This window comes from Bacteroides sp. An279 (assembly GCF_002159615.1).
GTDB lineage: Bacteria > Bacteroidota > Bacteroidia > Bacteroidales > Bacteroidaceae > Phocaeicola > Phocaeicola intestinalis.
In genome coordinates this window covers 1-26,889 of sequence record NZ_NFJA01000053.1, presented here as the reverse complement: position 1 = coordinate 26,889, position 26,889 = coordinate 1, and the positions used below count along the sequence as shown (strand labels likewise).

At 45.4% G+C, this 26,889-nt stretch carries 28 protein-coding genes; 20 read left to right on the top strand and 8 right to left on the bottom strand.

All coding sequences use genetic code 11. The features are described from left to right. Positions 1–225: hypothetical protein (locus tag B5F78_RS17230; RefSeq protein ID WP_162608526.1), on the top strand; the 225-nt coding region annotated here is incomplete at its 5' end. Here B5F78_RS17230 and efp read toward each other — a convergent pair. Continuing rightward, positions 226–792: an elongation factor P gene (gene efp, locus B5F78_RS10415; protein WP_022038805.1), complete on the bottom strand. Its 567-nt coding sequence runs from the start codon at positions 790–792 to the stop codon at positions 226–228. It abuts the gene before it with no gap. 191 nt (positions 793–983) lie between these two features. Between efp and rpmH the strand changes: the two genes are divergently transcribed. From rpmH to B5F78_RS10365, 10 genes are all read left to right on the top strand, one after another. Continuing rightward, positions 984–1,145, top strand: coding sequence for a 50S ribosomal protein L34 (rpmH, locus tag B5F78_RS10410; protein ID WP_022038806.1), 162 nt, complete (start codon positions 984–986; stop codon positions 1,143–1,145). 119 nt (positions 1,146–1,264) lie between these two features. Continuing rightward, positions 1,265–1,903: a PASTA domain-containing protein gene (locus tag B5F78_RS10405; protein ID WP_087406657.1), complete on the top strand. Its 639-nt coding sequence runs from the start codon at positions 1,265–1,267 to the stop codon at positions 1,901–1,903. A gap of 22 nt (positions 1,904–1,925) precedes the next feature. Then, positions 1,926–2,996, top strand: coding sequence for an RluA family pseudouridine synthase (locus B5F78_RS10400; protein ID WP_087209660.1), 1,071 nt, complete (start codon positions 1,926–1,928; stop codon positions 2,994–2,996). Beyond that, positions 2,993–3,973: a D-alanine--D-alanine ligase gene (locus B5F78_RS10395; protein WP_022038809.1), complete on the top strand. Its 981-nt coding sequence runs from the start codon at positions 2,993–2,995 to the stop codon at positions 3,971–3,973. Before B5F78_RS10400 ends, B5F78_RS10395 begins: the two co-directional genes overlap by 4 nt. Before the next feature lie 116 nt (positions 3,974–4,089). Next, a complete protein-coding gene (locus B5F78_RS10390; protein WP_022038810.1) occupies positions 4,090–5,244 on the top strand; it encodes a 1-acyl-sn-glycerol-3-phosphate acyltransferase in 1,155 nt (384 codons plus the stop codon). Next, positions 5,241–5,903: a NigD1/NigD2 family lipoprotein gene (locus B5F78_RS10385; protein ID WP_087406656.1), complete on the top strand. Its 663-nt coding sequence runs from the start codon at positions 5,241–5,243 to the stop codon at positions 5,901–5,903. The genes B5F78_RS10390 and B5F78_RS10385 overlap by 4 nt, the downstream gene beginning before the upstream one ends. Positions 5,904–5,960: 57 nt before the next feature. Then, positions 5,961–6,359, top strand: a complete 399-nt coding sequence (locus tag B5F78_RS10380; protein ID WP_087406655.1) for a rhodanese-like domain-containing protein — start codon at positions 5,961–5,963, stop codon at positions 6,357–6,359. Positions 6,360–6,527: 168 nt separating this feature from the next. After that, positions 6,528–9,548 (top strand): BACON domain-containing protein, encoded by a 3,021-nt coding sequence (locus tag B5F78_RS10375; RefSeq protein ID WP_087406654.1) that lies wholly within the window; start codon positions 6,528–6,530, stop codon positions 9,546–9,548. Between the two features lie 470 nt (positions 9,549–10,018). Next, positions 10,019–10,246 carry a type II toxin-antitoxin system VapB15 family antitoxin gene (gene vap15, locus B5F78_RS10370; RefSeq protein WP_087406653.1) on the top strand — a complete coding sequence of 76 codons (228 nt, stop codon included), beginning with the start codon at positions 10,019–10,021 and terminating at the stop codon, positions 10,244–10,246. 113 nt (positions 10,247–10,359) lie between these two features. Then, positions 10,360–10,701, top strand: coding sequence for a putative toxin-antitoxin system toxin component, PIN family (locus B5F78_RS10365; RefSeq protein WP_204502650.1), 342 nt, complete (start codon positions 10,360–10,362; stop codon positions 10,699–10,701). A 75-nt stretch (positions 10,702–10,776) separates the two neighbouring features. On the opposite strand, the gene B5F78_RS10360 is transcribed toward B5F78_RS10365, so the two are convergent. Next, a complete protein-coding gene (locus B5F78_RS10360) occupies positions 10,777–11,739 on the bottom strand; it encodes an acetylornithine carbamoyltransferase (protein WP_087406652.1) in 963 nt (320 codons plus the stop codon). A 27-nt stretch (positions 11,740–11,766) separates the two neighbouring features. Next, positions 11,767–13,017 carry a glutamate-5-semialdehyde dehydrogenase gene (locus B5F78_RS10355; RefSeq protein WP_087406651.1) on the bottom strand — a complete coding sequence of 417 codons (1,251 nt, stop codon included), beginning with the start codon at positions 13,015–13,017 and terminating at the stop codon, positions 11,767–11,769. Between the two features lie 149 nt (positions 13,018–13,166). Here B5F78_RS10355 and B5F78_RS10350 point away from each other — a divergent pair, with 149 nt between their 5' ends. From B5F78_RS10350 to B5F78_RS10340, 3 genes are read left to right on the top strand one after another with little or no spacing between them, the layout of a single operon-like run. After that, complete coding sequence (locus B5F78_RS10350; protein WP_022038814.1) at positions 13,167–13,397, top strand: DUF2007-related protein; 231 nt, start codon at positions 13,167–13,169, stop codon at positions 13,395–13,397. Continuing rightward, the gene (locus tag B5F78_RS10345) at positions 13,394–13,864 is read left to right on the top strand and encodes a hypothetical protein (RefSeq protein ID WP_022038815.1); all 471 of its coding nucleotides are present in this window, start codon (positions 13,394–13,396) and stop codon (positions 13,862–13,864) included. The genes B5F78_RS10350 and B5F78_RS10345 overlap by 4 nt, the downstream gene beginning before the upstream one ends. Positions 13,865–13,877: 13 nt before the next feature. Continuing rightward, on the top strand, positions 13,878–14,843 hold the full coding sequence (locus tag B5F78_RS10340) for a lytic transglycosylase domain-containing protein (RefSeq protein WP_087209663.1): 966 nt from the start codon (positions 13,878–13,880) through the stop codon (positions 14,841–14,843). Positions 14,844–15,152: 309 nt separating this feature from the next. Here the strand turns inward: B5F78_RS10340 and B5F78_RS10330 are convergent, their stop codons facing one another. Beyond that, on the bottom strand, positions 15,153–16,157 hold the full coding sequence (locus B5F78_RS10330) for a class II fructose-bisphosphate aldolase (RefSeq protein WP_087250948.1): 1,005 nt from the start codon (positions 16,155–16,157) through the stop codon (positions 15,153–15,155). A 432-nt stretch (positions 16,158–16,589) separates the two neighbouring features. On the opposite strand from B5F78_RS10330, the gene B5F78_RS10325 reads away from it, so the two are divergent. Continuing rightward, on the top strand, positions 16,590–16,841 hold the full coding sequence (locus B5F78_RS10325) for a type B 50S ribosomal protein L31 (RefSeq protein ID WP_022038818.1): 252 nt from the start codon (positions 16,590–16,592) through the stop codon (positions 16,839–16,841). A gap of 72 nt (positions 16,842–16,913) precedes the next feature. On the opposite strand, the gene B5F78_RS10320 is transcribed toward B5F78_RS10325, so the two are convergent. Then, positions 16,914–18,569 carry an AMP-binding protein gene (locus tag B5F78_RS10320; RefSeq protein ID WP_022038819.1) on the bottom strand — a complete coding sequence of 552 codons (1,656 nt, stop codon included), beginning with the start codon at positions 18,567–18,569 and terminating at the stop codon, positions 16,914–16,916. A gap of 111 nt (positions 18,570–18,680) precedes the next feature. Continuing rightward, positions 18,681–19,238, bottom strand: coding sequence for a helix-turn-helix domain-containing protein (locus B5F78_RS10315; RefSeq protein WP_013617872.1), 558 nt, complete (start codon positions 19,236–19,238; stop codon positions 18,681–18,683). A 241-nt stretch (positions 19,239–19,479) separates the two neighbouring features. On the opposite strand from B5F78_RS10315, the gene B5F78_RS10310 reads away from it, so the two are divergent. Continuing rightward, positions 19,480–20,367: a hypothetical protein gene (locus B5F78_RS10310; protein ID WP_022038820.1), complete on the top strand. Its 888-nt coding sequence runs from the start codon at positions 19,480–19,482 to the stop codon at positions 20,365–20,367. Positions 20,368–20,419: 52 nt separating this feature from the next. After that, positions 20,420–20,848: a hypothetical protein gene (locus tag B5F78_RS10305; protein ID WP_087406649.1), complete on the top strand. Its 429-nt coding sequence runs from the start codon at positions 20,420–20,422 to the stop codon at positions 20,846–20,848. A gap of 47 nt (positions 20,849–20,895) precedes the next feature. Here the strand turns inward: B5F78_RS10305 and B5F78_RS10300 are convergent, their stop codons facing one another. After that, a complete protein-coding gene (locus B5F78_RS10300; protein WP_087406648.1) occupies positions 20,896–22,668 on the bottom strand; it encodes a helix-turn-helix domain-containing protein in 1,773 nt (590 codons plus the stop codon). Between the two features lie 87 nt (positions 22,669–22,755). Further along, positions 22,756–23,838 (bottom strand): glutamate 5-kinase, encoded by a 1,083-nt coding sequence (gene proB / locus B5F78_RS10295; protein ID WP_087250937.1) that lies wholly within the window; start codon positions 23,836–23,838, stop codon positions 22,756–22,758. A 596-nt stretch (positions 23,839–24,434) separates the two neighbouring features. On the opposite strand from proB, the gene B5F78_RS10290 reads away from it, so the two are divergent. The 3 genes from B5F78_RS10290 to B5F78_RS17225 are packed head-to-tail and all read left to right on the top strand — an operon-like array spanning position 24,435 to position 26,814. Next, positions 24,435–25,739 (top strand): DUF3667 domain-containing protein, encoded by a 1,305-nt coding sequence (locus B5F78_RS10290; RefSeq protein ID WP_087406647.1) that lies wholly within the window; start codon positions 24,435–24,437, stop codon positions 25,737–25,739. 48 nt (positions 25,740–25,787) lie between these two features. Continuing rightward, positions 25,788–26,570, top strand: a complete 783-nt coding sequence (locus B5F78_RS10285) for a Cof-type HAD-IIB family hydrolase (protein WP_087213543.1) — start codon at positions 25,788–25,790, stop codon at positions 26,568–26,570. A 58-nt stretch (positions 26,571–26,628) separates the two neighbouring features. Continuing rightward, entirely contained in the window at positions 26,629–26,814 is a 186-nt protein-coding gene (locus B5F78_RS17225) for a hypothetical protein (protein ID WP_162608525.1), read from the top strand. The last annotated feature ends 75 nt before the right edge of the window (positions 26,815–26,889 follow it).

Below are 26,889 nucleotides of genomic sequence, written 5' to 3'. Positions count from 1 at the left end.
AGGCATTTTCGCTTCTGTGATGAGGAAGATAGCGGGCTATCTGACGAAGAACAGGAGCGAAAAAGACCAAAAAATCGCCCAAAGCACACACGAAAACGGATACATCAAGACAAGAAAAACTTTTTGGAGAAATTCAAAACAGCTTCTAAAACAGGTTCTAAAAAAGTAAGGCTGCATTCCCCCTTACCGAAAACGCAGCCTATATATAATAAGGTATATATCTGATTAAGCTTTTACACGGCCAACGTATGAACCATCGCGTGTATCCACTTCAATCATTTCATCTTGGTTGATAAACAAAGGCACACGTACGGTAGCACCTGTTTCTACCGTAGCAGGCTTGGTGGCATTGGTAGCTGTATCACCTTTCAAACCCGGTTCGGTATAAGTCACTTTCAGCTGTACCTTCACCGGCAATTCAGCGTAGAGAATAGTCTCTGTAGAAGCATCTGATACGACATCTACCACCATTTCTTCTTTCAAGAAATCAACGCCTTCAATCAGGTCGCGAGCGATGGGCACTTGTTCGTAAGTCTCCTGGTTCATAAAGATATAATCTTCACCTTCTTTATAAAGGTACTGATAAGGACGACGCTCTACACGTACATCTTCCAGCTTTTCGCCGATGTTGAAGCGGCGTTCCAACACATATCCGTCTACCACATCTTTCAGCTTCGTACGCATAAAGGTATTTCCTTTACCCGGTTTTACATGCAAAAAGTCGATGCAAAAATACAACTTGCCATCCATACGGATTGCGGTTCCAATCTTAATGTCTTGAGCATTAATCATAACTGAATTCTTTATTTATGTTATTATTGATTTGTATTCATCACTATCAATTCGGGTGCAAAATTAATCTAAATCACGAAAAAACACAAAAAGATTTGTCTAAAAATGATTTAGCCATTTGGTTTATTTAAAAAAAGTCACTACTTTTGCAGCCCGAACGCATGGAATAATAACATAATTAGATACGAAAAATGAAAAGAACTTATCAACCCTCGAACAGAAAGAGAAAAAACAAACACGGTTTCCGTGAAAGAATGGCAACTGCTAATGGCCGCCGCGTATTGGCTGCACGCCGCGCTAAAGGTCGTAAGAAACTGACTGTCTCTGACGAATATAACGGCGTTAAAGCATAAGTCCGAGACAAAAGAAAAAGCTAAGAGCCGCAAGATGCTGAGACAGTGTTTTGTGGCTTTTCTTTTTTATTGTATCTTTGCAGGCATAACCAAAGACTGATTTTCATAAGACTAAGATTATGATAAAGCTGAAAGATTTTTTCTCGTTCAAGCAAAACCGCTTCTTCTGGCTGAACATCATCGGAATGGTGGTAGTGATTCTGGCAGCCATTGGCGGAACATTGTTCTGGCTGGATGCCTATACACATCATGGGCAATCGTATCTTGTCCCCAACGTCAAGCACAAGTCATTGGAGCAAGCACAACTCTTGCTTCAGAACCAAAACATGCAGGGCGTAGTGGTAGACTCTACATACGTGAAAGAACTCTCTCCGGGCATCATACTCGAACAAAAGCCTGAAGGAGGCATGCGCGTAAAAGAAGGACGCACCATATATCTTACTATAAACACACGGGAGGTTCCCCGTGTGCGAATCCCCGACATTATCGACAACAGTTCCGTACGTCAGGCAGCTGCAAAGCTGAAAGCCATGAAATTCAAACTGACCGAACCGGAACTGGTACCTGGAGAACAAGACTGGGTATATGGCATCAAATATCGGGGCAAGAGCCTGAAGTCGGGTGACAAAGTGCCATTCGAGGCTGTCCTGACGTTGTGCATCGGAAACACTCACCTGCGTGACTCCCTTGCTACCGATACTTTAGGACTCAACCTGGGACAGGAAAGCGAAGCACAAGTAGATGACTCTTGGTTCTAAAAAAGACAATACAGACAGACGAATGGAAGAAAACGACATCACTGAGCTGGACGACTCATTGGACGATATCGAACCGGTAAACTCCTCGTCCGGATTATACGAACATTTCAGGGTTACCGTAGACAAAGGGCAAACACCGGTACGCATCGACAAATACTTGTTTGAACGTATCGTCAACGCCTCGCGCAACCGTATCCAAACGGCTGCTGACAACGGATATGTCATGGCAAACGGGAAACCCGTAAAAAGCAGCTACAAAGTAAAGCCGCTTGATGTGTTGACCGTCATGATGGACCGTCCCCGGTATGAAAACGACATTATCCCCGAAGACATCCCTCTGGATATTGTGTACGAAGACGACGACTTGATGGTGGTAAACAAACCGGCGGGGCTGGTGGTACACCCGGGTTGCGGGAACTATCACGGCACGTTGGTAAACGCCATCGCTTGGCACCTGCGCAATGTGCCTACGTATGACCCGAACGACCCACAAGTAGGGCTGGTGCACCGTATAGACAAAGACACGTCCGGCCTGTTGGTCATAGCCAAGACTCCGGATGCCAAAACCCATCTGGGCATGCAATTCTACAACAAAACTACAAAACGTGAATACAATGCACTGGTATGGGGCATCATCGATGAAGACAAAGGAACCATCGAGGGCAATATCGGACGTAACCCGAAAGACCGTATGCAGATGGCGGTGATGAGTGACCCTACGCAAGGGAAACATGCCGTAACGCATTATCAGGTACTGGAACGTCTGGGATATGTCACCCTCGTGAAATGCGTACTCGAAACCGGACGCACGCACCAGATACGTGTACACATGAAACACATCGGACACGTACTGTTCAATGACGAGCGTTACGGAGGGCACGAAATATTGAAAGGAACTCATTTTAGTAAATACAAACAATTTGTGAACAATTGCTTCGCCATTTGTCCCCGGCAAGCGCTGCACGCCAAGACACTGGGATTCGTTCACCCCCGCACAGGCAAGGAACTGTTTTTCACTTCCGAATTGCCCGAAGACATGACACATTTGCTGGAAAAATGGAGAGCATACATCAGTAATCGAGAAGAATCATGAAACGTATCATTGCTATCGTAGCAGGAGGAGACTCATCGGAACACGATGTTTCCATGAAAAGTGCAGAAGGAATTTATTCCTTCATCGATAAAGAAACTTATAAAGTATATACCATAGAGTTGGGACACAAAGGCTGGAATGCCATCCTGGAAGACGGCTCGAAGAGCACGGTCGACAAAAACGACTTCAGCTTTATGGAGAACGGGCAAAAGATAAAGCCCGACTTCGCCTACATCACCATCCACGGCACACCGGGCGAGAACGGCATCCTGCAGGGCTATTTCGAACTGCTCGGCATCCCTTACTCCACGTGTGACGTATTGGTATCCGCACTGACTTTCAACAAGTTCATGACAAACCAATATCTGAAAAGCTTCGGGATACGTATCGCAGAATCCATGCTGGTACACAAACGGAACGGCATCAGCGATGAAGAAGTAATCGAGAAAATCGGACTGCCTTGTTTTATCAAGCCCAATGCCAGCGGTTCGAGCTTCGGCGTAACCAAGGTGAAGACCAAAGAACAAATCCAACCTGCCCTGCAAGCGGCTTTCGCCGAATCGGATGACGCCATGATAGAAGCCTATATGGACGGCATTGAACTGGCGAACGGATGCTACAAGACACGGGACAAGTCGGTGGTGTTGCCTATCACGGAAGTGGTCAGCAAGAACGAGTTTTTCGATTTCAATGCCAAATACAACGGACAGGTGACCGAAATCACCCCCGCACGTCTCAGCCCCGAACTGACCGGACGCGTACAAAAGCTCACCTCTGCCATTTACGATATTCTGGGATGCAAAGGATTGGTACGTGTAGACTATATCATCACCGAAGGCGAAAAAATCAACTTGCTTGAAATCAACACCACTCCGGGAATGACCGCAACAAGCTTCATTCCACAGCAAGCACGTGCCGCAGGCATCAATATGGAAGAAATTATGACCGACATCATAGAAGACAACTTCTCGGAATGAAGAATGAAGAATTAAGAATGAAGAATTGCTTTGCCTGCATGGAATTCTTCATTCTTAATTCTTCATTCTTCATTTAAAATGCTTACCTTTGAAGACAAAATTTAAAACCAAACGCCATGAACATTCCAGCCGAATTCGATGAAATACGTCCGTATACCCCAGAAGAGCTTCCACAGATATTCGATGAACTACTTGCCGACCCCGCTTTTCAGGCTGTCATCAGCCTGATTATGCCAGGCATGCCTCTTGATACGCTGAGCCATAAGCTGCACCAGTGCAAAAACAACCTGGAAGTACAAAAAACCATATTCTATCCGTTGCTGCACCAAATCATCAAAGAACACAGCGACGGCTTCACACTGAATGCTTCTTCACTGACCGACAAGGAAAAGAACTACACCTTCATATCCAATCACCGTGATATCGTGCTCGACCCTGGATTTCTTTCCCTCGGACTGCTAGACAACCATTTCCCTACTACAGTAGAAATAGCTATCGGTGACAACCTGCTTATCTACCCATGGATCAAGAAACTGGTACGAGTGAACAAATCATTCATCGTGCAGCGTGCCCTCAGTATGCGCCAGATGTTACTTTCATCTGCACGCATGTCACGCTATATTCATTTTGCCATTACACAGAAAAAAGAAAATGTATGGATAGCCCAACGGGAAGGACGCGCTAAGGATTCGAACGACCGGACACAAGAAAGTGTACTGAAAATGCTGGCACTGGGAAGCACAGGAGACACCATCGACTACCTGAAGGAGCTGAACATTGTTCCCACTTCCTTGTCGTATGAATACGACCCGTGCGATTTCTTGAAAGCCAAGGAAATGCAACAGAAACGGGACATCGAAAACTTCAAAAAAAGCCAGCAAGACGACCTGACCAATATGCAGACCGGCATCTTCGGATACAAAGGAAAAGTGTATTTCCAGACCGCACCGTGCATCAACGATGAACTGGAGACCTTACGAGGATGCCCCAAAAACGAACTTTTCTTAAAGATTGCCCAACTTATCGACCAGCATATCCACCTCAACTATCGCTTATATCCGGGAAACTATATCGCTTGCGACCTTTTGGAAGATACACAAAAATTTACCGGACAATACAATGCTGCCGACGTGACAAAATTTGAAACATACCTGCAAGAAAGGCTCGAACTGATTGACTTACCCAATAAAGACCTGCCGTTCTTACGCCGCTGCATTCTTACGATGTATGCCAACCCTGTCATCAACCACCTGAAAGCATTACACACATGACCAAACGTATCTTCGCATACATTTCCTTCCTATGCCTGTTACTGGCTGCATGCAAGGAAGAAACCTATGTATACCCCAGCGTCATAACAGAATTCATCGATCTCCAGACCGATGCCACCGGAACCATTACTCACCTGATAGCTGATGATGGCGAACATTATGCCGTACAACCTCGAGAAGGTCTGGACGGTCTTCGTACCGATACCCTATACCGCACGGTATCTGTATATCAAATTCTGAATGAGCAAACGGACGGAAATGAACCAGAAGCCATACTTTATTCCAGCAGAACGGTAATTTCTCCTTACCCCGTCAAGGCAGCTGCATGGAAAGACAGCATTTATACCGATCCCGTGGACATACAGAGCATCTGGCGTTCGGGCGATTACCTGAACCTGATTTTAGAAGTACGGCGAAAAGACCAGACACATGCTTTCCATTTCATAGAAGACAGCATATCAGCCGATGCTTCGGACATACGTACACTGAACCTGCAACTCTTCCATAACAGCAACAACGACTATGAAGCTTTTACGGAACAGGCTTATCTTTCCGTACCGCTCCGCCGCTATCGGGACACCTTGCATACAGGAGACAAAATACGCTTCAGGCTCAATACATATAAAGAGGGAGAAACTTACAGAGATTTTACTTATTGAAAATGGAGAAAATAACGCCCTCCCTCACAAATAACAACAAAAAAAACACCAAGCCTTATGATTAAACCACTTTATTTCTTTTTTTTCGTAATTGTTTGCCTGCTTGGACTGATGGCATGTAGTGCCAGACCGCAAGACAAATTCAAGAATCTCACAGCCGATGAGTTCGACCGCTTGATACAAGACGAGGACGTGCAACGCCTGGACGTGCGTACCGTTGCGGAATATAGCGAAGGGCATATACCGGGCAGCCTGAATGTCAATGTATTGGAAGACCATTTCGCCGCAGCCGCCGAAGAAGTGCTCGACAAGAACTATCCCGTAGCCGTATATTGCAAAAGCGGACGCAGAAGCCGGAACGCCGCACGCATCCTTACCAACTTAGGCTACAAGGTCTACAATTTAGATAAAGGATTTGACAATTGGAAAGAATACGGCAAGGAAGTGGAAAGATAATCCCATCGTACCGGACTCATGGCTTGCCTCCCTTTTCTTGTCACTGAAAAAGGTGATTTTTAAGGGACAGACGGAAGAAAATCGGGAAAAGATGAGGGTATATAAAAAATAAATCCTTACATTTGCTATCGGTGTTATACCGATGCCTAACTTTCAAGCCTTATAACCATGAAAACTAATTTAACTTTTATCCCCTCGTTATTAACTAAGTTTAATAAACATAGGGGATTCCGCGTCTTCCTTTTCTTGTTCGCGCTGCCGATGATGTGGTTCACCGCTTGTAGCGAAGACGAAGGGAAAGAAACTCCCGAACCGGTACCCGAACCCGACCAGCCCGCTATCGTCATTCCCGATACGGAAAACACCGCTCCAGTTATGGAACAGGCGGGAGGTACAACCGCCTTACGCTTCACCGCCTCGGCTGCATGGACGGCAGAAGCCAATGCCATAACCCGTGCCGCAGACTGGATAAGCGTACAGCCTACACACGGAGAAGCGGGAGAGGTAACACTCACAATTACCACCCAACCCAATGATACGTACGATGAACGCAACGCCGCCATCATCATTACTTGCGGCAAAGAACAAAAGACACTGACCGTCAGCCAAAAACAACGGGACGCCTTGCTGGTATCTTCGAATAAAATAGAATTGGAAGCCGACGGAGGAGACTTTTCCATCCAACTGCAAGCCAATGTAGAAGTGGACTACAAAATAGAAGAAAGCGCCAGTTGGCTAACCGCAGCCGATTCAAAATCAAGGGCATTAGACGACATCACATTGGCTTTCCATGCCGAAGCGAACACCAGTAAGGAAGCACGCCAAGCTACCGTTACGCTGAGCGGTTCCGGATTAACGGAAACCGTTACCGTTTACCAAGCGGGCACCGCACCTTTCCTGATATTGAGCCAAAAGGAATACCTTGTTTCCGCTGGCGGCGAGACCATCCAAGTGGAACTACGCAGCAATACCAGCTACAAAGTGCAGCTTCCCGAAGCGGGCTGGATTGCGGAAGCCGATACCCGTGCCGCATCTGCCTACACCCATTATTTCACGATAGCTCCCAACGATACATACGATGCCCGCACGGCGGAAATCCTTTTCACCTCTACAGACGGTACGTTGGCTGATACGCTCCGGGTTACTCAGGTGCAGCAGGATGCCATCGTCTTGGCACAACAAGCATACGACCTTCCTGCCGAAAACAATCGGTTGGAATTCCTTGTACTGGCTAATGTGGACGTAACCGCCACAACGGACGTAGACTGGATTACTCCCGTACCGGACACACGCGGTTTAGAAGAAAAAGCCCTCCGCTTCGATGTATCTGCCAATACAGACAGCCTTACCCGCCAAGGGACAATTATCCTAAGCGGCGGAAATGTGACGCAGGAGATTGTAGTCCGACAAGCAGGATATAAGGAGGAGCCGGAACTGGTGGATGTAAAATATCGCCGAAGCTGGATTTGGGAAGAAGCGCACGACAATCTACCACTATTGTATTATGCATGTGTCGATCGTGACAGGTATTATGATAATGGGGAAGTAGTCACAGATAGATTTGTAGATATAGGACATATTTTCAGTTTGCTCGCTTCCAGAGAATACACAGAGGATGGTCCTTTTGATATGGCATTCGGATACAAATACATCCGTGGAGGACTCACAACATCAGTTATAAATGACAGTGTTCATGTTGAACATACCTATGAGATTGTGCCCAGCCTGAATTCAATTATAGTTCACAAAGAGTTAACTGATCATATACCGCACGACCATACAAAGCCTGGTAATTGGGATGAATATAGCGTAAGTAAATTGTATGATGAAAGCTTAAACATTCCCGGAGCAGAAGCTATAGAAGATGAATGGGAACGTTGTTCCCTGCCATCAGGCTGGTATTTTTGGGGACTATTTTATTATATGGGACAACGTGATATTGATTATTCATATTATTATTTTGCACCACAACGAGACAATGAAACTGTTCTCAACCGTTTCTCTTGGTTGAAGTGGACTCATGACCAATTCCTTGTTATAGATGGACGTCGAATCGATTTTTTGGATTATTACGGATATGATGAGAACCTCCAAGTAAATATAACAGAAGAGGATATCAGCAATCCTGTCGCCAAAGTGGTTACTTACGAAGGGAAAATAGAATATTTAGGGCGTAATTTCTCTGCTACGATGATAGATACTATCTATGAACAAAAATACGATTTGAATGAGGTGTATTATTTCAGAGGAGGAGACGACCGTGATGAGTGGAATTGGTGGCTTGGCGCATCAGAAGAAGGTGGAGCCGGAGAACCTATAGAAATAGAAGCCAGCCAGCAGCCTATTGTGACCACCGATGCAGATTGGATTCACATTGACGGTTTGGAACAAGGGGAAAAATCACCTATCAGCCCTGTGCAGTTGAATGTATGTACATGGACCGTGAAGTGGAGTGCCTCGCCTAATACGACAAACCCACGTCGGCAAGGATACATCTATTTTAAAAATAAGAAAGGCGAAGCGTTACGGAAAGCTTTAATAGAACAACAAAGCGCAGACTTCGAATCCTTACTTATGGGAACATTTGAATTCGATGGTGACGGTTGGACACAGGATCCTGAATCTCCTCGGTATGGTAGTCTGGCTTGGTACAGTGAAGGCACTTTTGTGTATCACAAGAACAAATTACTGGAAAATACAACACACCATGTAGAAGCATGGGACGGTTTGGAATGGGAAGAGACGGATGATGATATTATTTTCCACATCACGCCCCACCTCAACAATGATGACCAATGCCTCAGCATTCACATAGAAAACGAAAATGTGGATATTCCCGTTGATATTGGCATCTGCCAAGATGTATTGATCGATATGCAAGAATTTGTCGGCAACTTCGAATTTCAAGGAAGCGGTTGCAGCATCAACGGAAATGAAGCAAAGTTGGCTTGGAATGCTTCCGGCACATTGGTTTACCATAAGAAATGGGTACATGACATCACGCCTACGTATAAAGTGGAGATAGACAACAACTGGAGCGACCTGCAATGGTCAGAAACGGATGAGGCCATCTATTTCCATAATATCACGCCCAATATAACTCCCGATCCCCGTGGTGGAAAAATCCATCTTTCATTCGGGGATGATTCTATGTATCTAAGCATTATACAAGACCCCGATTTCGATTGAGGTTTCTGCTTTGGCTGATTTGTAATCAGCCGGAATAAGTATCAGGATTTTCAATCCGCCATCCATACCTGCCTACGACGCTTCGGATTGAAAATCCTGATATCTTTAAACAAGCGGATTAATCAATAGATTAACGGCACGGCTCTGTCATTTAAACCTTAATACAGGCACTATCTGATGAAGATACCTTCATCGGGCGATGAAGGTACCTTCGTTAAGCATCGAAGGTATCTTCAACGGCTGACGAAGACGCCTTCATCAAAAAACGGTTCTCTGCCTCCTCCATAGATTGCCAGTATAGCTTCTGACCTCTCTTCATTCAGTGATGTCCGCGTAACAAGACATGACACTTTATGACGCTTAAATGAAAGCCGTAATTGAACAGAACAAAAATATTCGTTTTTATGGCAGCATATCAAAGAAAAACGCTATCTTTGTATCAATCATAGATAAAAGAAAGGAACCTTACAATGGATACCATTCAATTAAATATCAGTAAGCAACAATTTGTCGGACTGATTCAATCCATGCCCGAAAAGGATCGTTTAGATATATTCGACCGTTTACGCAAATCGCTTTTTGTCAGCCGATTCAATCGCCTGCTAAAATCCACACGCACTGACGAATTAAGTCTGGAAGACATTACTCGTGAGGTAGAAGCCGTAAGACAAGCGCATTATGAAGAACAAAAACAATAGACCTTGGCGCGTTATCATTGACACCAATATTTGGATTTCGTTCTTGATAGGAAAACACCTTGCAGGCTTGCATCGTCACATAAACAGTGGACAAGTAAATAGTGACATGCAAAATGCAACTGCAAGAATTAGTTGATGTGCTAAATCGTCCCCGTATACGTAAATATATATCGGAAAGTCAAGCGGAAGAATTTCTTGATTTGCTTTGTGAAGTCGCATTCATTGTAGAGCCCAAACAAGGTGCAGCGATTTGTCGTGACCCCAAAGACGACTATCTGCTCTATACAGCCATCACTGCAAAAGCGAATTATTTAGTCAGTGGTGATAATGACCTATTAATACTTGACCATATAGGCAATACACAAATCATTAGCTACACGAACTTCGATATTCTTTTAAAATCAGTCGAAGATGTACAAAATAACGCATCTTCGACTGGTTCAAACCGTGAATGACAGAATGAATCGCAATAAACGGTTCTCACTACCACCATTTACCCTTATTCATTATTAACTATTCACTTACAACATTTACAACGCTTGCAACATACGCTTCAGCACTACCGTAGCGGAGATTTCACGGTTAGCGGCTTCGGGGATAACCAATGAAGTGGGTGCTTCAATTACATCATCGGTCACAATCATGTTGCGGCGCACCGGAAGGCAATGCATGAAGAAGGCATCGTTCGTAACCTTCATGTGGTCGGTATCTACCGTCCAACTCATGTCCTTGCTTAATACCTTACCATAATCGGCTGGATTGGTCACGCCCGGACATGCCCAGTTCTTTGCATAGATGAAGTCAGCCCCTTCGAAGGCTTTCATTTGGTTGTATTCTACCTTTGCTCCACGCACGAACTTCGGATCAAGTTCATACCCTTCGGGATGTGTAATCACAAAGTCCACATTGGCTTCGTTCATAAAATCGGCAAACGAGTTAGGTACGGCTTGAGGCAAGGCACGCGGATGAGGCGCCCATGTCAATACCACCTTCGGACGCTCTGTACGCTTATATTCTTCAATGGTTATCAAGTCTGCAAAAGCCTGAAGCGGATGTCCCGTAGCAGCTTCCATGGAGAATACCGGCTTGCCCGAATATTGGATAAACTGATTCAGAATCTTTTCGGTATAATCATCCTCGCGGCTCTCGAAACGGGCAAACGAGCGTACGCCGATAATATCACAATAGGATGCCATCACCGGAATAGCTTCCAACAGGTGCTCGCTCTTATCTCCATCCATCACCACGCCACGCTCGGTCTCCAGCTTCCACGCTCCCTGGTTCACATCGAGCACAATTACGTCCATGCCCAGATTGCGTGCGGCTTTCTGGGTACTAAGCCGTGTGCGCAAGCTATTATTAAAGAATATCAGCAAGCAAGTGCGGTGTTTGCCCAATGCCTCATATTTATACCGGTCTTTCTTGATTTCAAAAGCTTCGGAAAGGGCGGTCTTCAGGTCGCCCAAGTCAAATACATTCGTGTAAGTTCTCATACAGTTATAACTATTAATTGTCTATTATTAATTATCTCGAATCTGTCCATCTCCTTCTATCAACCACTTGTAAGTGGTAATCTCGCGCAAGCCCATCGGCCCGCGGGCATGGAGCTTCTGCGTACTGATGCCAATCTCAGCCCCTAACCCGAACTGGGCACCATCGGTGAACGATGTGGGTGCATTGACGTACACACATGCCGCATCTACCATGCGCTGGAAATAAGCAGCGGTATCTTTATCCTCCGTCACAATGCATTCGCTATGCTTCGAACTATAGGCATCGATGTGGGCAAGTGCTTCCTCTATACCCGACACGGTACGAACTGCCATTTTATAATCCATATATTCCGTGCCATAGCTTTCCGGCGAGGCAGGACAAAGCAATGCGGCGGGATAATGCCCTTCGAGTGCCTGACAGGCAGGTCCGTCCGCATACAAAATCACCTGCGATGCCTGCAGGGGCGCACACAGTTCAGGCAAGTCCGCCAGACGTTCCCGGTGCACCAGCAAGCAATCCAACGCATTGCATACGCTTACCCGGCGTGTCTTGGCATTATTCACGATAGCAGCACCTTTTTTCAAGTCACCCGCTACATCAAAATACGTATGGCACACACCTGCCCCTGTCTCGATAACCGGCACGGTGGCTTCACGGCGCACATAGTCTATCAATCCTTTGCTCCCGCGAGGGATAATCAAGTCGACCAGCCCTTCGGCATGAAGCAGTTCCGCCGTAGCCTCCCGCTCCGCCGGAAGGAGTTCCACGAGATGTGCATCCAGGTTAAACCGTTGCAACACTTCGTGAATCAAAGATACGATGGCACGGTTCGAGCAATCCGCGTCATGCCCGCCTTTCAATACGCAAGCGCTTCCGCTCTTGAAACACAGCGAGAACACATCAAAGCTCACATTGGGACGCGCTTCATAGATAATGCCGATGACCCCGAAAGGCACACTCACCTTTTTCAGGCGCAATCCGTTAGGACGCACTGTTTCTTCCAATATCCTGCCCAATGGAGAAGGCAGCGAAGCCACATTCATCATATCCGAAGCGATGCCTCTCAAACGTTCGGGAGTCAATTTCAACCGGTCATATTTCGGGTCACTCTCATTCATGCGCCGCAAGTCTTCGGCATTCGCCTTCAACAAGTCATCAGTCTGTCTGATAATAGCTTCCGATACAGCCCGCAGCACTTCATTGATACGTTTTTCTTCCAGCAGAGGCAACATACGCGATGCTTGTCTCACTTTCTGTAAGGTGTCGGTAATATTCATACACTTATTCCTTTTTACACATTCAAGTCCTTTTTATCCACACAAATGTAAGATTCTTTCGATAAATCCGATACTTTTTTGCCCATTAATTTCCTCTTTTCATAAAACTTTCCTATCTTTGGTTATAGATAAACTAAAAATATACAGTTATGGAAGCAAAATCGTATGGTTCATTAGTAGAAGTCTACAGAGGTGGTCTGTGGGAAGCCGAACTGATAAAAGGATTATTGGAATCGGCAGGCGTATCAGCAATGTTGAAAGACGAAACTCTTTCCGCCGTAACCTCACCTTATTCCGGAATAGGAGGAGAAGTATTGGTTATGGTGAATAAGGAAGAAGAAGTATATGCACGAAAAGTAGTAGAACGGAGACAGGTATGAAAACAATTGTCGTGGCATTTCTTCTTATCATCACACTTGCCATAAGCGACGTAAGTGCCGAGAGTTTACAACCTGCTGCATGGCAAGCCTACGGGATTGCCTTCCAGGCACCCGCAGGCTATACCGTAGAAGACGACTCGGAAGAAGGTTACATCATCAGCACCCCCACTTATTTCATCACAGTGCAACTGCTCGACGGTGAAGGCATTCAACGTTCAGAAATAGCCCAAGAATTGAAAAACGTTGCGACAGATGACGAAGTGACCCAGCAAAGCCCTACCGTCGATTTCGAACTTCCGCAATTCTACGGAGTGTTCCTACGCGGAAATTGTGAAAGCGACCAATGTCTGTACAGTTACCTGCTCACCAAAGAAGACACGAGCGGCTTCTATGTTTCTATTGTATACACCGACCCTGCCGACCCACTTCCTGAAACCATACTGAAAAGTTTTACCCTTGAAGAATAACCCTCATAAGAAAATGAAAATATCATTCCCTTTCGGATTGTCTGCGACTGCTCTTTTTCTGGCACTGGTTGCCTGTACCCTATCCTTATGGGCACAAACCTCCGAAAAGCCATCCTCTTCTGCCACATTGTCCAACAGTTGCATCGAAGTGCCACAAAGCATGACCTTCTGTGGCGAAACCATCTCGCTTGCCCGCTTTGACCGCCGCGAACGTATGGATCGCGAACTGCTAGCCTTTTCATATATGCACAGTACCACTTTGCAGATGATTAAACGCGCCAACCGCTACTTTCCCATTGTAGAATCGATCCTGCGCGAAAACGGCGTACCCGATGATTTCAAATACCTGATGTCTATTGAAAGCAACAACAATCCACTGGCACGTTCAGTTGCCGGCGCAGCAGGTCTATGGCAATTTATGCCCGCCACAGGACGCGAATTCGGACTGGAAGTAGGCAATTCAGTCGATGAGCGCTACCACGTAGAGAAATCTACCCGTGCCGCCTGCCGCTATCTGAAACAAGCTTATGCACGTTTCGGAAGCTGGATAAGTGTAGCTGCGTCCTACAATGCCGGACAAGGACGTATCTCACGTGAACTCGACCGGCAATACGAAGAAGATGCCCTTGACCTCCAACTGGTTGAAGAAACTGCCCGCTATGTTTACCGCATCCTTGCAGCCAAAATGCTGTTTGCCGACCCCACCCGTTTTGGTTTCCGCTTGCACGCATCCGATCTCTATCCTCCCATCCCTTACCGTGAAATCAAAGTAGAAGAAACCATCGAGGACTTGCCCCGTTTCGCCAAGAGCCAAGGCATCACATACGCCCTGCTGCGCACGATGAATCCCTGGCTCCGCTCACGTACCCTGCACGTTCACGGCTCGAAAACGTACTACCTCCGCATCCCTGACAAAGAAGGTATGTACTACAATCCGCGTGTCACCTTCCCGCACGACCCGAAATGGGTAGTAGAATAAGCTTTCTTCCTACTTGAAATGCAAGCCTCAAATGGCTGATATATTCCCGCGGCATTCATTTATGTATTTTGTATATGCCACAGGATAGAGAGGATGTGCACTCTACGGAAGCGGTACGAAATGTGCTGAGCAATGCACAAATCCATACCGCGCATGGTATAACTCCCAGCCCGGTGTCCGATAACTTCTGCCAACTCCTTTTCAATCCTGATTAGCATGATGCAAAAAAGCCGCTCCTCCATCACGAAGGGGCGGCTCACATTTATAGTTATAGGTGTATAAAGTTTTTATGCTTTTTACAAGCAATGATTATTGAGCCAACTTGCCGTCTGAGCCCAATACGTTAACGATTTTGTGTTTGTACATCTTTTCCATTTCGTCACGAGCCGGGCCCAAATATTTACGCGGGTCGAATTCAGCCGGTTTTTCGAACAATACCTTACGAACAGCAGCTGTCATGGCAAGACGAGAGTCAGAATCGATGTTAATCTTGCAAACTGCAGATTTAGCAGCCTTACGCAATTCGTCTTCAGGAATACCGATAGCAGCTTCCAGCTTGCCTCCGTACTTATTAATCATGTCTACATATTCCTGAGGAACTGAAGATGATCCGTGCAATACGATGGGGAAGCCCGGAAGTTTTTCCATTACAGCATCCAATACGTCGAATGCCAAAGGAGGAGGAACCAGACGACCTGTCTTCGGATCTACGTGGCATTGTTCGGGTTTGAACTTGTATGCACCGTGAGAAGTACCGATAGAGATAGCCAACGAGTCGCAACCTGTACGGCTAGAGAAGTCGATAACTTCTTCAGGGTTAGTATAAGTATGGTGTTCTGCAGAAACTTCATCTTCTACACCAGCCAATACACCCAGTTCACCTTCTACAGTTACATCATATTGATGAGCGTATTCAACGACTTTCTTAGTCAAAGCAACGTTTTCTTCGTAAGGCAGGTGAGAACCGTCAATCATCACTGAAGAGAAACCGAGGTCTACGCAAGACTTGCAGAGTTCGAAAGAATCTCCGTGGTCGAGGTGAAGAACGATTTCAGGATGTTCGCAACCCAATTCTTTAGCAAATGCTACAGCACCTTCAGCCATGTAACGAAGCAAGGTCTGGTTTGCATAGTTACGCGCACCTTTAGAAACCTGCAGGATAACCGGAGATTTTGTTTCTACCGAAGCTTTGATGATAGCCTGCAGCTGCTCCATATTGTTGAAGTTGAAAGCCGGGATAGCGTATCCACCTTTAATTGCTCTAGCAAACATCTCTCTGGTGTTTACCAAGCCTAAGTCTTTGTAATTAACCATTGTTGTACGTTTTATAATTGTTAGTGAAATTAATTCCATTGCAAATGTAAAAAGAAATGTGGCAAATCCACCACATTCTTCCCGAAAAAACAATCCATGTTAAGGTGTTTTATTAAAATTCACACGTTTTTTTTAAGAATCAGCAAGGATGCAAAGTGAAGGTAGCAAAAACAACAAACGGCTGACAACCAAACACCCTGCCCCCCTTTGAAGAATAAAAAACAAAGAAAGCATTGTTTATTTCCGGTTTTCATCTCCTTAATCAAGAAATCTGCGAATTCTCTCGTGAAAAAACATCCAAAACTTTTTCTATTTCAAAGAAAAGCCGTATCTTTGCAACCCGAAACAAACCATTACACAACAATGTCCGAAAAGAGAATCGGATGTTACCAACAAAACATTGAATAATAACAATAAAAAGTATATACTGAAATGAAAAAAGGCATTCATCCTGAAAACTACCGTCCGGTAGTATTTAAAGACATGTCAAATGGCGACATGTTCTTGTCACGTTCAACTTGTGCAACCAAAGACACAATCGAATTCGAAGGCGAAACTTATCCTTTGGTAAAGTTGGAAATCTCCAGTTCTTCTCACCCGTTCTATACAGGTAAATCAAAATTGGTTGATACCGCAGGACGTGTAGACAAGTTCATGAGCCGTTACAACCGCATTAAGAAATAAAAATTTCGTATTTTGTTCCATAACAAGACCGGGCATCCTGCATTCCAGCAACGATGTCCGGTCTTGTATTATTTATCCATTGTCCTTTTCCCGGATTTCCACGCGGCGGATTTTCCCGCTGATAGTCTTAGGCAATTCTTCGACAAATTCTATCACACGCGGATATTTATAAGGAGCAGTTACCCGCTTCACATGATCCTGAAGTTCCTTTATCAAGTCGGGACCGGCTTTTGCCTTATAATCTTTTGCCAATACAATGGTAGCCTTCACCACCTGACCGCGGATTTCATCAGGCACTCCCGTTATGGCACACTCTACTACGGCTGGATGGGTCATCAGGGCACTTTCCACTTCGAACGGACCGATGCGATACCCCGAACTCTTGATGACATCATCGGCACGTCCTACAAACCAATAGTAACCATCTTCGTCACGCCAAGCCACATCACCGGTGTAATATACTCCATCGTGCCAAGCCTCACGGGTCAGTTCGGGCGCACGATAATATTCCTTGAACAACCCCAGCGGTTTGCCTTTGTCGGTACGTATCACGATTTGTCCTTGTTCGCCATCCTCGGCAGAGCGGCCGTCAGGCTTCAACAGGTCTATCTGATATTGAGGATTAGGCACACCCATGCTTCCCGGCTTGGGTTCCATCCACGGAAAAGTGGCAAGTGTCAAGGTAGTTTCGGTCTGTCCAAATCCTTCCATCAAACGGATGCCCGTTATCTTCAAAAAGGTTTCGTAAACCGAATAGTTCAACGCCTCACCCGCCGTGGTACAATACTCCAATGAAGACAAGTCGTATTTGCTCAAGTCCTCACGGATAAGGAAGCGGTAAATGGTGGGAGGTGCACAAAGTGAAGTGATGTGATAATCGTGAATCTTCTTCAGAATATCAGAAGGTGTAAACTTCTCGTGGTCGTAGACGAAAATGTTAGCCCCTGCTATCATCTGCCCATACAGTTTTCCCCATACAGCCTTGCCCCAGCCTGTATCGGCAATGGTAAAATGCAGGCTGTCTTCGTGCAGGTTATGCCAGAAGCTCGCCGTAGTGATATGTCCCAAAGGATAGGTGAAATCGTGTGCCACCATCTTCGGTTCGCCGGTAGTGCCCGAGGTGAAGTACATCAACATGATGTCATCGTTGGTGTTTACATTCGCGGGACGTGTGAAAGGTGCAGCATTTTCGATGCCTTTATGAAAATCCTCAAATCCTTCGGGATACTCAGGACCTACGCTGACCAGCTTTTCTACGCTGGGTGACTGAGGCATTGCATCTACGATATGTTTCAGAATCACTCCTTCACCCGCAGCTACAATCATCTTGATAGTAGCAGCCTGACACCGATAGACAATGTCTTTCTTCGTCAGCAGGTGGGTAGCAGGGATCGCCACAGCTCCTATCTTGTGCAAAGCGATAATCGAAAACCAGAACTCATAGCGGCGTTTCAATATCAACATCACTTTGTCGCCCTTGCCTATTCCCAGACTCTGGAAATAAGAAGCGGTCATATCGGTATATTTCTTCAAATCGGCGTAAGTGAACTGGATACATTCGCCTTTGTCATTGGTCCACAACAGTGCATTCTTTTCCGGACGTTCTGCTGCCCAAGCATCCACGATGTCGTACCCGAAATTGAAATTCTCAGGCACATTTACTCTAAAATTCTTGATGAAATCCTCTTGCGAGGAGAAAGTTGTCTGACTTACAAATCTTTCTAACATACGTGTTTCGTTTTTTTCACCACAAAGAACACAGAGGCATACGGAGGAAAATTTAAAACCTCTGTGATACCCTGTCTCCCCTGTGGTGAATTTCCATTATATAAACCAATTTTATTGCATCACTACCGCAAGGAACTTCACGGTTTTTCCATCAAGCGCCAACATGCCGTGCGGCTTGCTTGAATCGAAATACAGGCTGTCACCCGGATTCAGTATCAGTTCTTTCCCATTGATGTTCAATAACAGGCGGCCTTCTATTACTAAGTTGAACTCTTGTCCTTCGTGTGTGTTAAAGTATACGGCAGTACCTTCGGGTTTAGGTTCTACCGTCACAATAAACGGGTCGGCTATCCTGTCCTTAAATCCCGAAGCGAGTGATTCATACTTATAAGCCTTGGTACGTTCTACCGAAACTCCTGTCCCTTTACGGGTAAGGAAATACGATTTCATCTTCGGCTCCTCACCAAACATCAGTTCATCTAGCGTAATGCCATATTTGTGGGCGATGCGTTGCAAAAGACTGACCGAGAGGTCGCTTTCTCCTGATTCAAGGGCACGGTATTCTTCAGCTGTCAGTTTACAGTCCGATGCCACTTCTTCCACGCTTAGCTCCAATGCGTCGCGCAATCCCCGCAAACGCTCGGCAATTTGTTTTATCTGTTCATCCATATCTATAATTCTGTTAGTTCTTGCCAAAATTACGAAAGATTTTGATAAGGAACGGCAGAAAATTGGAAAAATTATAAAAATAGTACGCCTTCAAGTCAAAAAGGCCTCTTACTCATTTCATTAGACAAAATGAGACACAATAACGGACAAAGTGAAAGCGACAAGTAACTCTTAGCACTTTGTCTGATATAAAGAATCAATAACTTTGCAAAAAATTAATATCTTATAACAATGTAGGCTTATGAATTTACGACTTCTTTTTTTATTGGCAACATGCTTTATGTTATCAACTGTACACGACATACAAGCACAAGTAGAACGAAACGCCATTTATAAAATAGGTATAGGGCACTTTAATTACACTCCGAAAGGAGAAAATGACAATGCCGGCAAAGTATTGAAAAATATCACTTCATCAATTATAAAAGGGAAAAATACCACCCAGCTGTCCGATTATGCCGATGATGTAAGGGCAAGTATCGCCAAAGGATTCGGGAATGTAGTCAGACTGCAGGTGATAGACGGGAAAACATTTCAAAACGAAAAACTTCAAGACAAAAATCTTCTTTACACAGACGGAACCATTGTCAGCATCAGTGCTACATCCAACGGTCCTTCGCTTAAAGAACGGAAAAGGCTGAAAAATTCAGCGTTTACACCTTATACGAATGTGGAAGCCAACATAAGCGTAACCGTTAATGTAAAGAATGCATATACCGGTGTGATGGAAGACAGCCGTACTTTCAATGCCAGTGGTTCTGATACAGCCAGCGAAGACAAGGCGGTGACGGCAGCACTCAGTAACCTTTCCGGAATCATTGCCGGTTATTTCAATGCCAGGTATCCCGTCAATGCCACTATCATAGAGCGGGGTGAAATAAAAAAAGAAAAACAAAAAACGGTATACATTGATTTAGGCACTTCGCTGAGTGCTTACAAAGGCCAGCAGTTTGATGTCTATTCGGTAAAGGAGATTGCCGGGAAAGAGGCACGGATTGAAATCGGCCGTTTGAAAGTAGAAGAAGTACTGGGAGAGGAATTAAGCCTATGCAAAGTTACAAAAGGAGAGAAAGAAATAAAAACGGCATTAGATAACGGAAGCACATTAGTGGTTACCGTCAGAAGATGAGATTAATAATCCTAAAATAAAAAGTATGAAAACAAAGCAAAAAATTCAAAGAATGAAACAAATGATGCTTCTCATTTGTTGTTTGTTACCCATCTTTTCATCCTGTTCTTCGGATGAAAGCAGTACTGCAAATTTTACAGTGAGATACCAAGAACACTCTCCTTGGACCATAGACCCAGCCATTGTTGAAACCATCTTGGAATACCAAGACCAGCAACAGCTGATAAATAACTCTATCCCCATCACCATCGACCATGCCGAACTTACAGACGAAGATCTCAGGGATATGGCTATGCAGGCAGCCGGCCAAGCCTTCCAAAACATGGAAAAATACGATTATAATCAGGTAATACGGGATGCCGGACTCAGTGTTTCTGAGCCTGTCACCTTAACAATCAGCTATCAAGTAGGACTTATAGGGAATTGGGGAGACGACTTTATCTCTTACGTAAGTTTCCCATTGAAAATCAACCTTCAATAATCCATGCACACCGACCGGAATCCGGACGACTCTCTGTTTGTGTGATTTCATTCAAACTGAGAGTCGTTCTCTTTTCCGAATGCCTTCATATATTGTGCCGGAGTCATGCCACACACCTTATAGAAAGCCCGGTAGAAAGTGCTATGACTGTTGAAACTTGCTTCTTTGGCTATCGCATCAAATGACAGGTTCGGTTTTTCTTTCATCAACTTTATCGCATATTCCACACGCAAACGATTCAGATAAGAACTCACATTATCTGCATTGGCATACTTACGGAGGATACGCGGCAAATCGTTCTTATTGATATTGCTCAAGCTTATCAGTTCATCTCGGCCAAAATCGGGCTGGAGGAAAAGCTTGTCTTTCACTACGGCATATTCCATACGTAAAAAACGCCTGTTCTCCATCGAGATGTTATCTGCACAATCCGATACCGAGTCCGAAATTCCTGTTCCATCAGGTTGGCTTTCCTGATTTTTCCCTTTTTCATCCAACAATGCTTCAGGATTTCCACAACAAACCTTATGCAATTCTTCACGTTGTGCCAACAGTTCTTCGATTTGCTTTACAGCTATGCGGTTTTTCCGACGGGTAATAGTCAGATTCCGGCAAGCAATCACTAAAAAGATTACCAAAAAGAACAATAAGCAACATAAACCACCCATCAGGAAATTGCGCTTCTGCACTTCAACCTGCGTATTTGCCAGTTGCAATTCTTTCTCATGCAAGCGGAAAACCGTAGCATACTCATGTGCCCGACTCGCCTGTTCACGGCTATAAATGCTATCGAGCAACACAGTAAGCCGTTGCTGGTAGGCATCCGCTTTCTCATAAAGTTTCAACCCACGATATGCCTGGGCAAAACGGTCTAATATCACACTATAATTATAGTTTAACGTATCATTGCCATTTCCTCCCTGCCGGTAAGCCAGCATATCAACCGTATTCAAACGCAGCACTTCCTCATATCGCCGCATCTCCAACAAGTATGGAACAATCTCACTGGCACCGAAAGGTGACTTTGACATTTCGGTCTGTTCAAAACGATTGTAATATTCAGCCGCTTCTTCCTTTTTACCTGCCAGTAAAAAAATGTATGCCATTTTCGAATAACAATACCCATATTGCTGGTCAATGTATCCGGCAGGCGGACCAGACATCTTGCTCATGCGACGTATCAATGCCTCACGCAGTTTGCCTATTTTAATGGCTTCCTCATAATTACCACTATCAATAAAGATTCCCATCATTCCACCATAAGCTGTAGAAAGGCGTGCCATGACACTTACATTTTTGGTATCTTCGATAAGACTGATGCCCTTCCGGTAAAATGTCAGAGCCTCATCCCTCCGCTCCATATTCCGGTGCATGCGTCCTAAATTAAAATATACGCTAGCCTCTTTATCCGGTCTATCCAATTGACGTGCCAGCTCCATCATCTGCTTTCCGAAACGGATAGCATCTTCGTTTTTCCCCTGTTCGACCAAAGTCGTAAGCAACATTGCCAGCACTCTCAGTTTCCGCATGGGAACCAACCGTATAGAGTCTTGAGCCAAAGCTTTCCGCGCAAATCTTTCCTCCAGCAGATATTCACCCCTTACCTCATAACACATGCTTCGCAACATGTCTATCTCGAAAGGCTGTAACCCTGGCACATGATGCTCTTCGATGGAATCCAACAGTTGTAATGTCTGGTTGGGTTCCTGCAAATGAATCCGTTGTATGTATTCAAAACTGATGACACTATCGGGCACCTCCGATACTGCCCAACATTGCCCCACTCCCAATAGGAAAAGGAATAAACAGATAATTTTCATGTCTCTAAAAACCACATTTTGATGGCAAATATAGATAAAAAAAGAATGCCTGCAAAAAACAAATGCATTTCATCCATACATTATCTGTCATTCCAGATACAAATAATCGTAATGCACCAGCGGACGTTTTCCATGTTTGCCCAACATCAGTCTGGCATCTGCCGAACTTACTCCGATACGCCCTACCCCTATCTGTATTCCTCCGGCATCCATAATCCTCACAATATCATCTTTTTCGAAATCTCCCTTGATGCATGTTACACCTACCGGCAGGATACTTACTGCCTTCTTGCCTTTTAATGCCTCTACAGCCTGAGCGTTTAAATGCAACTCTCCCTTGGCGAACCCTTCACTATGGGCTATCCATTTCTTTACACTCGATACAGCTTCGGATGCAGGCACAAACCGTGTACAAACCGTGTCTTCGGGATACTCCAGCAAATCGGTCAGAATATTATCCCGTTTTCCATTGGCGATAATAACCGTGATACCCTCGTCTGCTACTTTACGGGCAATAGTGGTCTTGGTAAGCATACCACCCCGACCGAATCCGGATTTTTCGGTCTGTATATAGTCGGACAGATCTTTCCCTTGCTCTACTTCCCGTATCACCGAAGTGCCAGGCTCTGAAGGCGAACCATTGTAAATGCCATCGATGTTGCTCAGGATAATCAACGCCTGCGCATCAAGCATCGAAGCCACCAAGCCCGAAAGCTCATCGTTATCCGTAAACATCAGTTCGGTCACCGAAATGGTATCGTTTTCATTGACTATGGGAATCACTCCGTTCTCCAGCATCACCTGCATGCAATGCCGTTGGTTCAGGTAATGCCGGCGTGTGCCAAAACTTTCTTTCGTGGTCAACACCTGCCCTACGGCTATGCCGTGCTCGCGGAACAGTTCATAATAACGGTTGATTAATTTGGCTTGCCCTACGGCCGAATACAGTTGCCGTTGGTCTACGCTGTCCAACTTACGCGAAACCTTTATCTCACTCCGCCCCGAAGCGACTGCTCCTGAAGAGACCAGCACCACTTCCACTCCTGCCTTGTGCAACTCTGCTACCTGGTCGACCAGTGCCGACATACGGGTCACGTCCAGAGTCCCGTCCTTCCGTGCCAGCACATTGCTTCCTATTTTTACCGTTATCCGACTGTATTGATATGCCATATTTCCCTATACCTTATATTATATATACTTGATTCACCCTGGCCGCACCACAGACGACATAGATTCGTACCTTTCATTTCTGCCATCCACACTCCGGCAACAGGAATACAAAAGTATAAAATTTCCGTGGAATAACCTTGCACTTTTCAGCGGATTGAGCCAAGAAGGTTTCTTTTTTTCATTTTCCGATAGGCGGAAGGCGTTACTCTATACCTTCGCTTAAAGGCAGTTCCGGCACTCCAGCATTCCTTCGGCATATTCGCTTACCGCAAGGACGGCTAATCCACACAGCTGTACCGACATTCCATACGATATTCATCGAACAGAGGAGATAACAGTATCAGCCAGTTTTATAATATAGAAACTAAAGTTTAAGAGCAATGAAACTGTGGTTTTAATGATATAAAACTATGGTTTCAATGCTCTGGAACTACTGACACTTATAACTTCCTCTGGAAAGGCATACAGAAGACATCGGATTTTTATCTTATCGCGTAAAACAAAGCGGACGTCAAACGAAAAGCAATACACGGATTTTTAGTACAACCTGATACAAAATACAAAGGTTTTTATTAAGTTTGCAAACAAAAAACGTTATGAATCGAACTTCACGTACAAAAAAACCTATTCATATCAGACAAATCCTTTGGTTGCTCTTGCTACTGTTCTTCTGCTATTACGAGTTGTTTCCCCTGTCGGAAGCTGACACATTTTTCTTCCCGACCTTGTTTCTCCTCAGCTTGTGGTTCACCGCACAGCGCCGGCGCATACTCCCCCTTGCATGGCATAACGCACTTGCCTCTTTCCTGCATCCTCTCACGGTGCGCCTGCGTGTATTCCATATCTGGCAGATACGTGGCAATGTAGCTCCGCCACTGAACACTAAACCTTGCACGTGCAAGAATTGTGGCAATACGTTCACGGGCAACTACTGTCCGCGGTGCGGACAAAGCCGCAACACTCCGCGATATGTACTGAGAGGCATTGTGGGCAATATACTCCGAACCGTGTTCCGCGTAGACGGGAAGTTCGCCCATACCCTGCTGGAACTACTCTACCGTCCCGGACACATGATGCGCGACTTCATCCGTGGACGGCGCATAGGTTATACCCTCCCGCTGGCAATGGTATTCCTGATGACCGCCTTCTATACGCTCACCGCCCAGCTGATAATACCCGAAATACGGGAAAAGAAAGAAGAACAGACCGCAAAGAAAAACGATGTTCCACTCACAAAAGCAGAAACCCTGCAAGCTACCATCGACAAGCTGGAACTCGAAAAAGGACAGACAGACAATCCAGCCATGCAAAAGAGCCTTGAAATTTCCATCAGCGAAATAGAAAAGACACTAGCCGAAATACAACGCCAAGACTCCATTGCCGGCAAGCCCCAGTTTAATAGCGACCTTGATGAAATATCGTCCTCCGTCTACACAAAAGTAGAAACATGGCTGGAAGATGTACCCTTTCTGGCGAATGTATGGAACCTGCTGAAACGATGGGGGCACGGCAACAAGGCTTTTCACATTCTTCTTACCCTGCCCTTGCTTGCCGTCGCCACCCGCTGGGCATTCTACCGGCGCAGGAAACCCGACATGTTCAACCTGATGGAACATATCCTCATACAGGCATACATCGCTACACAGATTTTGCTTATCAGTACCCTTGTAGTACCGTTCAATGGCACGGCACACGTAGACGACCTCTATGAAGTCCCCTTCTGGTTCATCTTCCTCCTTTTCTGGTGGGACTATCACCAACTATACCTCTACACATGGTGGCGCAGCTTCTGGAAGACGGTCCTGATGTTCACTTACTGTCTGGTGATAGTGGTCATCCTCGCCACGATAGGTGTACTGTTGCTTTGCCTGGTACAAGGAACCACCACGCTTCATTTGTAAATATGCAGGGAATTGTCTACTTTTGTACCCAGAAATACAAGTCAACTTATGGTCAAAGCAATCTTTTTCGACATAGACGGGACATTGGTATCATTTCATACCCATACCATTCCCGAATCTACCCGCCAAGCTCTTGCCGCTGTACGCGAAAAGGGAATCAAGGTATTCATCGCAACCGGACGCCCCAAAGTATTGATGCAAAAAGCAGTGGGCAATCTGCCTTTTGACGGCTACATCACCTTGAACGGTGCCTATTGCTTCACTTCCGACCACAAAGACATCTACAAAGGCAGCATTCCGGAAGATGACATCGAACGCCTCATCCTGTTCAATAAACAACATCCGGAACTCCCGTTCGTATTCGTCCACGACGATACATGGTTCATCACAGGGGTGAACGAGGCTGTACAGGAAGTAGCAGACCTGATAAAAATCGACATACCTCCCGTACAACCCATCGAATATGCACGAGGCAAGGAAATTCTGCAAATCATGGGCTACTTCAAGGCGGATGATGATAACAAAGTATTTTCGGGTATACTGAAACACTGCGAACCGATGCGCTGGTATCCCCTCTTTGCCGACATCATCGCCCGTGGAAACAGCAAAAGCCACGGCATCGACAAGGTCATCGCACACTATGGAATCGACCTGAAAGAAACCATGGCATTCGGCGACGGAGGCAATGACATTCCGATGCTACGCCACGTGGGCACAGGCATAGCCATGGGCAACGCTACTCTCGAAGTACAAAACGCGGCCGACTATGTAACCACTTCAGTAGATGAAGACGGTATTCTGAATGCGCTGAAGCATTTCGGCGTGTTGTGATAAAACTCACCACAGAATACACAGATTTGATAAGAAGCTGTTTTGAATTTATCGTGCGATGATTTGGGATGAGTTTTTGAGGCATTTTCGCTTCTGTGATGAGGAAGATAGCGAGCTATCTGACGAAGAACAGGAGCGGAAAGGACCAAAAAATCGCCCAAAGCACACACGAAAACGGATACATCAAGCCAAGAAAAACTTTTTGGAGAAATTCAGAAGCTGTTTTGAATTTATCGTGCGATGATTTGGGATGAGTTTTTGAGGCATTTTCGCTTCTGTGATGAGGAAGATAGCGGGCTATCTGACGAAGAACAGGAGC

Excerpts from the sequence above, each read along its gene's own strand:
- B5F78_RS10390 (WP_022038810.1), top strand. The coding sequence starts at position 4,090 with ATGAACATTCCAGCCGAATTCGATGAAATACGTCCGTATACCCCAGAA.
- B5F78_RS10305 (WP_087406649.1), top strand. The coding sequence starts at position 20,420 with ATGAAACAAATGATGCTTCTCATTTGTTGTTTGTTACCCATCTTTTCA.
- B5F78_RS17225 (WP_162608525.1), top strand. The coding sequence starts at position 26,629 with ATGATTTGGGATGAGTTTTTGAGGCATTTTCGCTTCTGTGATGAGGAA.
- B5F78_RS10310 (WP_022038820.1), top strand. The coding sequence starts at position 19,480 with ATGAATTTACGACTTCTTTTTTTATTGGCAACATGCTTTATGTTATCA.
- B5F78_RS10380 (WP_087406655.1), top strand. The coding sequence starts at position 5,961 with ATGATTAAACCACTTTATTTCTTTTTTTTCGTAATTGTTTGCCTGCTT.
- B5F78_RS10375 (WP_087406654.1), top strand. The coding sequence starts at position 6,528 with ATGAAAACTAATTTAACTTTTATCCCCTCGTTATTAACTAAGTTTAAT.
- vap15 (WP_087406653.1), top strand. The coding sequence starts at position 10,019 with ATGGATACCATTCAATTAAATATCAGTAAGCAACAATTTGTCGGACTG.
- B5F78_RS10385 (WP_087406656.1), top strand. The coding sequence starts at position 5,241 with ATGACCAAACGTATCTTCGCATACATTTCCTTCCTATGCCTGTTACTG.
- B5F78_RS10325 (WP_022038818.1), top strand. The coding sequence starts at position 16,590 with ATGAAAAAAGGCATTCATCCTGAAAACTACCGTCCGGTAGTATTTAAA.
- proB (WP_087250937.1), bottom strand. The coding sequence starts at position 23,838 with ATGGCATATCAATACAGTCGGATAACGGTAAAAATAGGAAGCAATGTG.
- rpmH (WP_022038806.1), top strand. The coding sequence starts at position 984 with ATGAAAAGAACTTATCAACCCTCGAACAGAAAGAGAAAAAACAAACAC.
- B5F78_RS10400 (WP_087209660.1), top strand. The coding sequence starts at position 1,926 with ATGGAAGAAAACGACATCACTGAGCTGGACGACTCATTGGACGATATC.
- B5F78_RS10355 (WP_087406651.1), bottom strand. The coding sequence starts at position 13,017 with ATGAATATTACCGACACCTTACAGAAAGTGAGACAAGCATCGCGTATG.
- efp (WP_022038805.1), bottom strand. The coding sequence starts at position 792 with ATGATTAATGCTCAAGACATTAAGATTGGAACCGCAATCCGTATGGAT.
- B5F78_RS10320 (WP_022038819.1), bottom strand. The coding sequence starts at position 18,569 with ATGTTAGAAAGATTTGTAAGTCAGACAACTTTCTCCTCGCAAGAGGAT.
- B5F78_RS10340 (WP_087209663.1), top strand. The coding sequence starts at position 13,878 with ATGAAAATATCATTCCCTTTCGGATTGTCTGCGACTGCTCTTTTTCTG.
- B5F78_RS10395 (WP_022038809.1), top strand. The coding sequence starts at position 2,993 with ATGAAACGTATCATTGCTATCGTAGCAGGAGGAGACTCATCGGAACAC.
- B5F78_RS10345 (WP_022038815.1), top strand. The coding sequence starts at position 13,394 with ATGAAAACAATTGTCGTGGCATTTCTTCTTATCATCACACTTGCCATA.
- B5F78_RS10285 (WP_087213543.1), top strand. The coding sequence starts at position 25,788 with ATGGTCAAAGCAATCTTTTTCGACATAGACGGGACATTGGTATCATTT.
- B5F78_RS10405 (WP_087406657.1), top strand. The coding sequence starts at position 1,265 with ATGATAAAGCTGAAAGATTTTTTCTCGTTCAAGCAAAACCGCTTCTTC.
- B5F78_RS10365 (WP_204502650.1), top strand. The coding sequence starts at position 10,360 with ATGCAACTGCAAGAATTAGTTGATGTGCTAAATCGTCCCCGTATACGT.
- B5F78_RS10350 (WP_022038814.1), top strand. The coding sequence starts at position 13,167 with ATGGAAGCAAAATCGTATGGTTCATTAGTAGAAGTCTACAGAGGTGGT.
- B5F78_RS10290 (WP_087406647.1), top strand. The coding sequence starts at position 24,435 with ATGAATCGAACTTCACGTACAAAAAAACCTATTCATATCAGACAAATC.
- B5F78_RS10300 (WP_087406648.1), bottom strand. The coding sequence starts at position 22,668 with ATGAAAATTATCTGTTTATTCCTTTTCCTATTGGGAGTGGGGCAATGT.
- B5F78_RS10360 (WP_087406652.1), bottom strand. The coding sequence starts at position 11,739 with ATGAGAACTTACACGAATGTATTTGACTTGGGCGACCTGAAGACCGCC.
- B5F78_RS10330 (WP_087250948.1), bottom strand. The coding sequence starts at position 16,157 with ATGGTTAATTACAAAGACTTAGGCTTGGTAAACACCAGAGAGATGTTT.
- B5F78_RS10315 (WP_013617872.1), bottom strand. The coding sequence starts at position 19,238 with ATGGATGAACAGATAAAACAAATTGCCGAGCGTTTGCGGGGATTGCGC.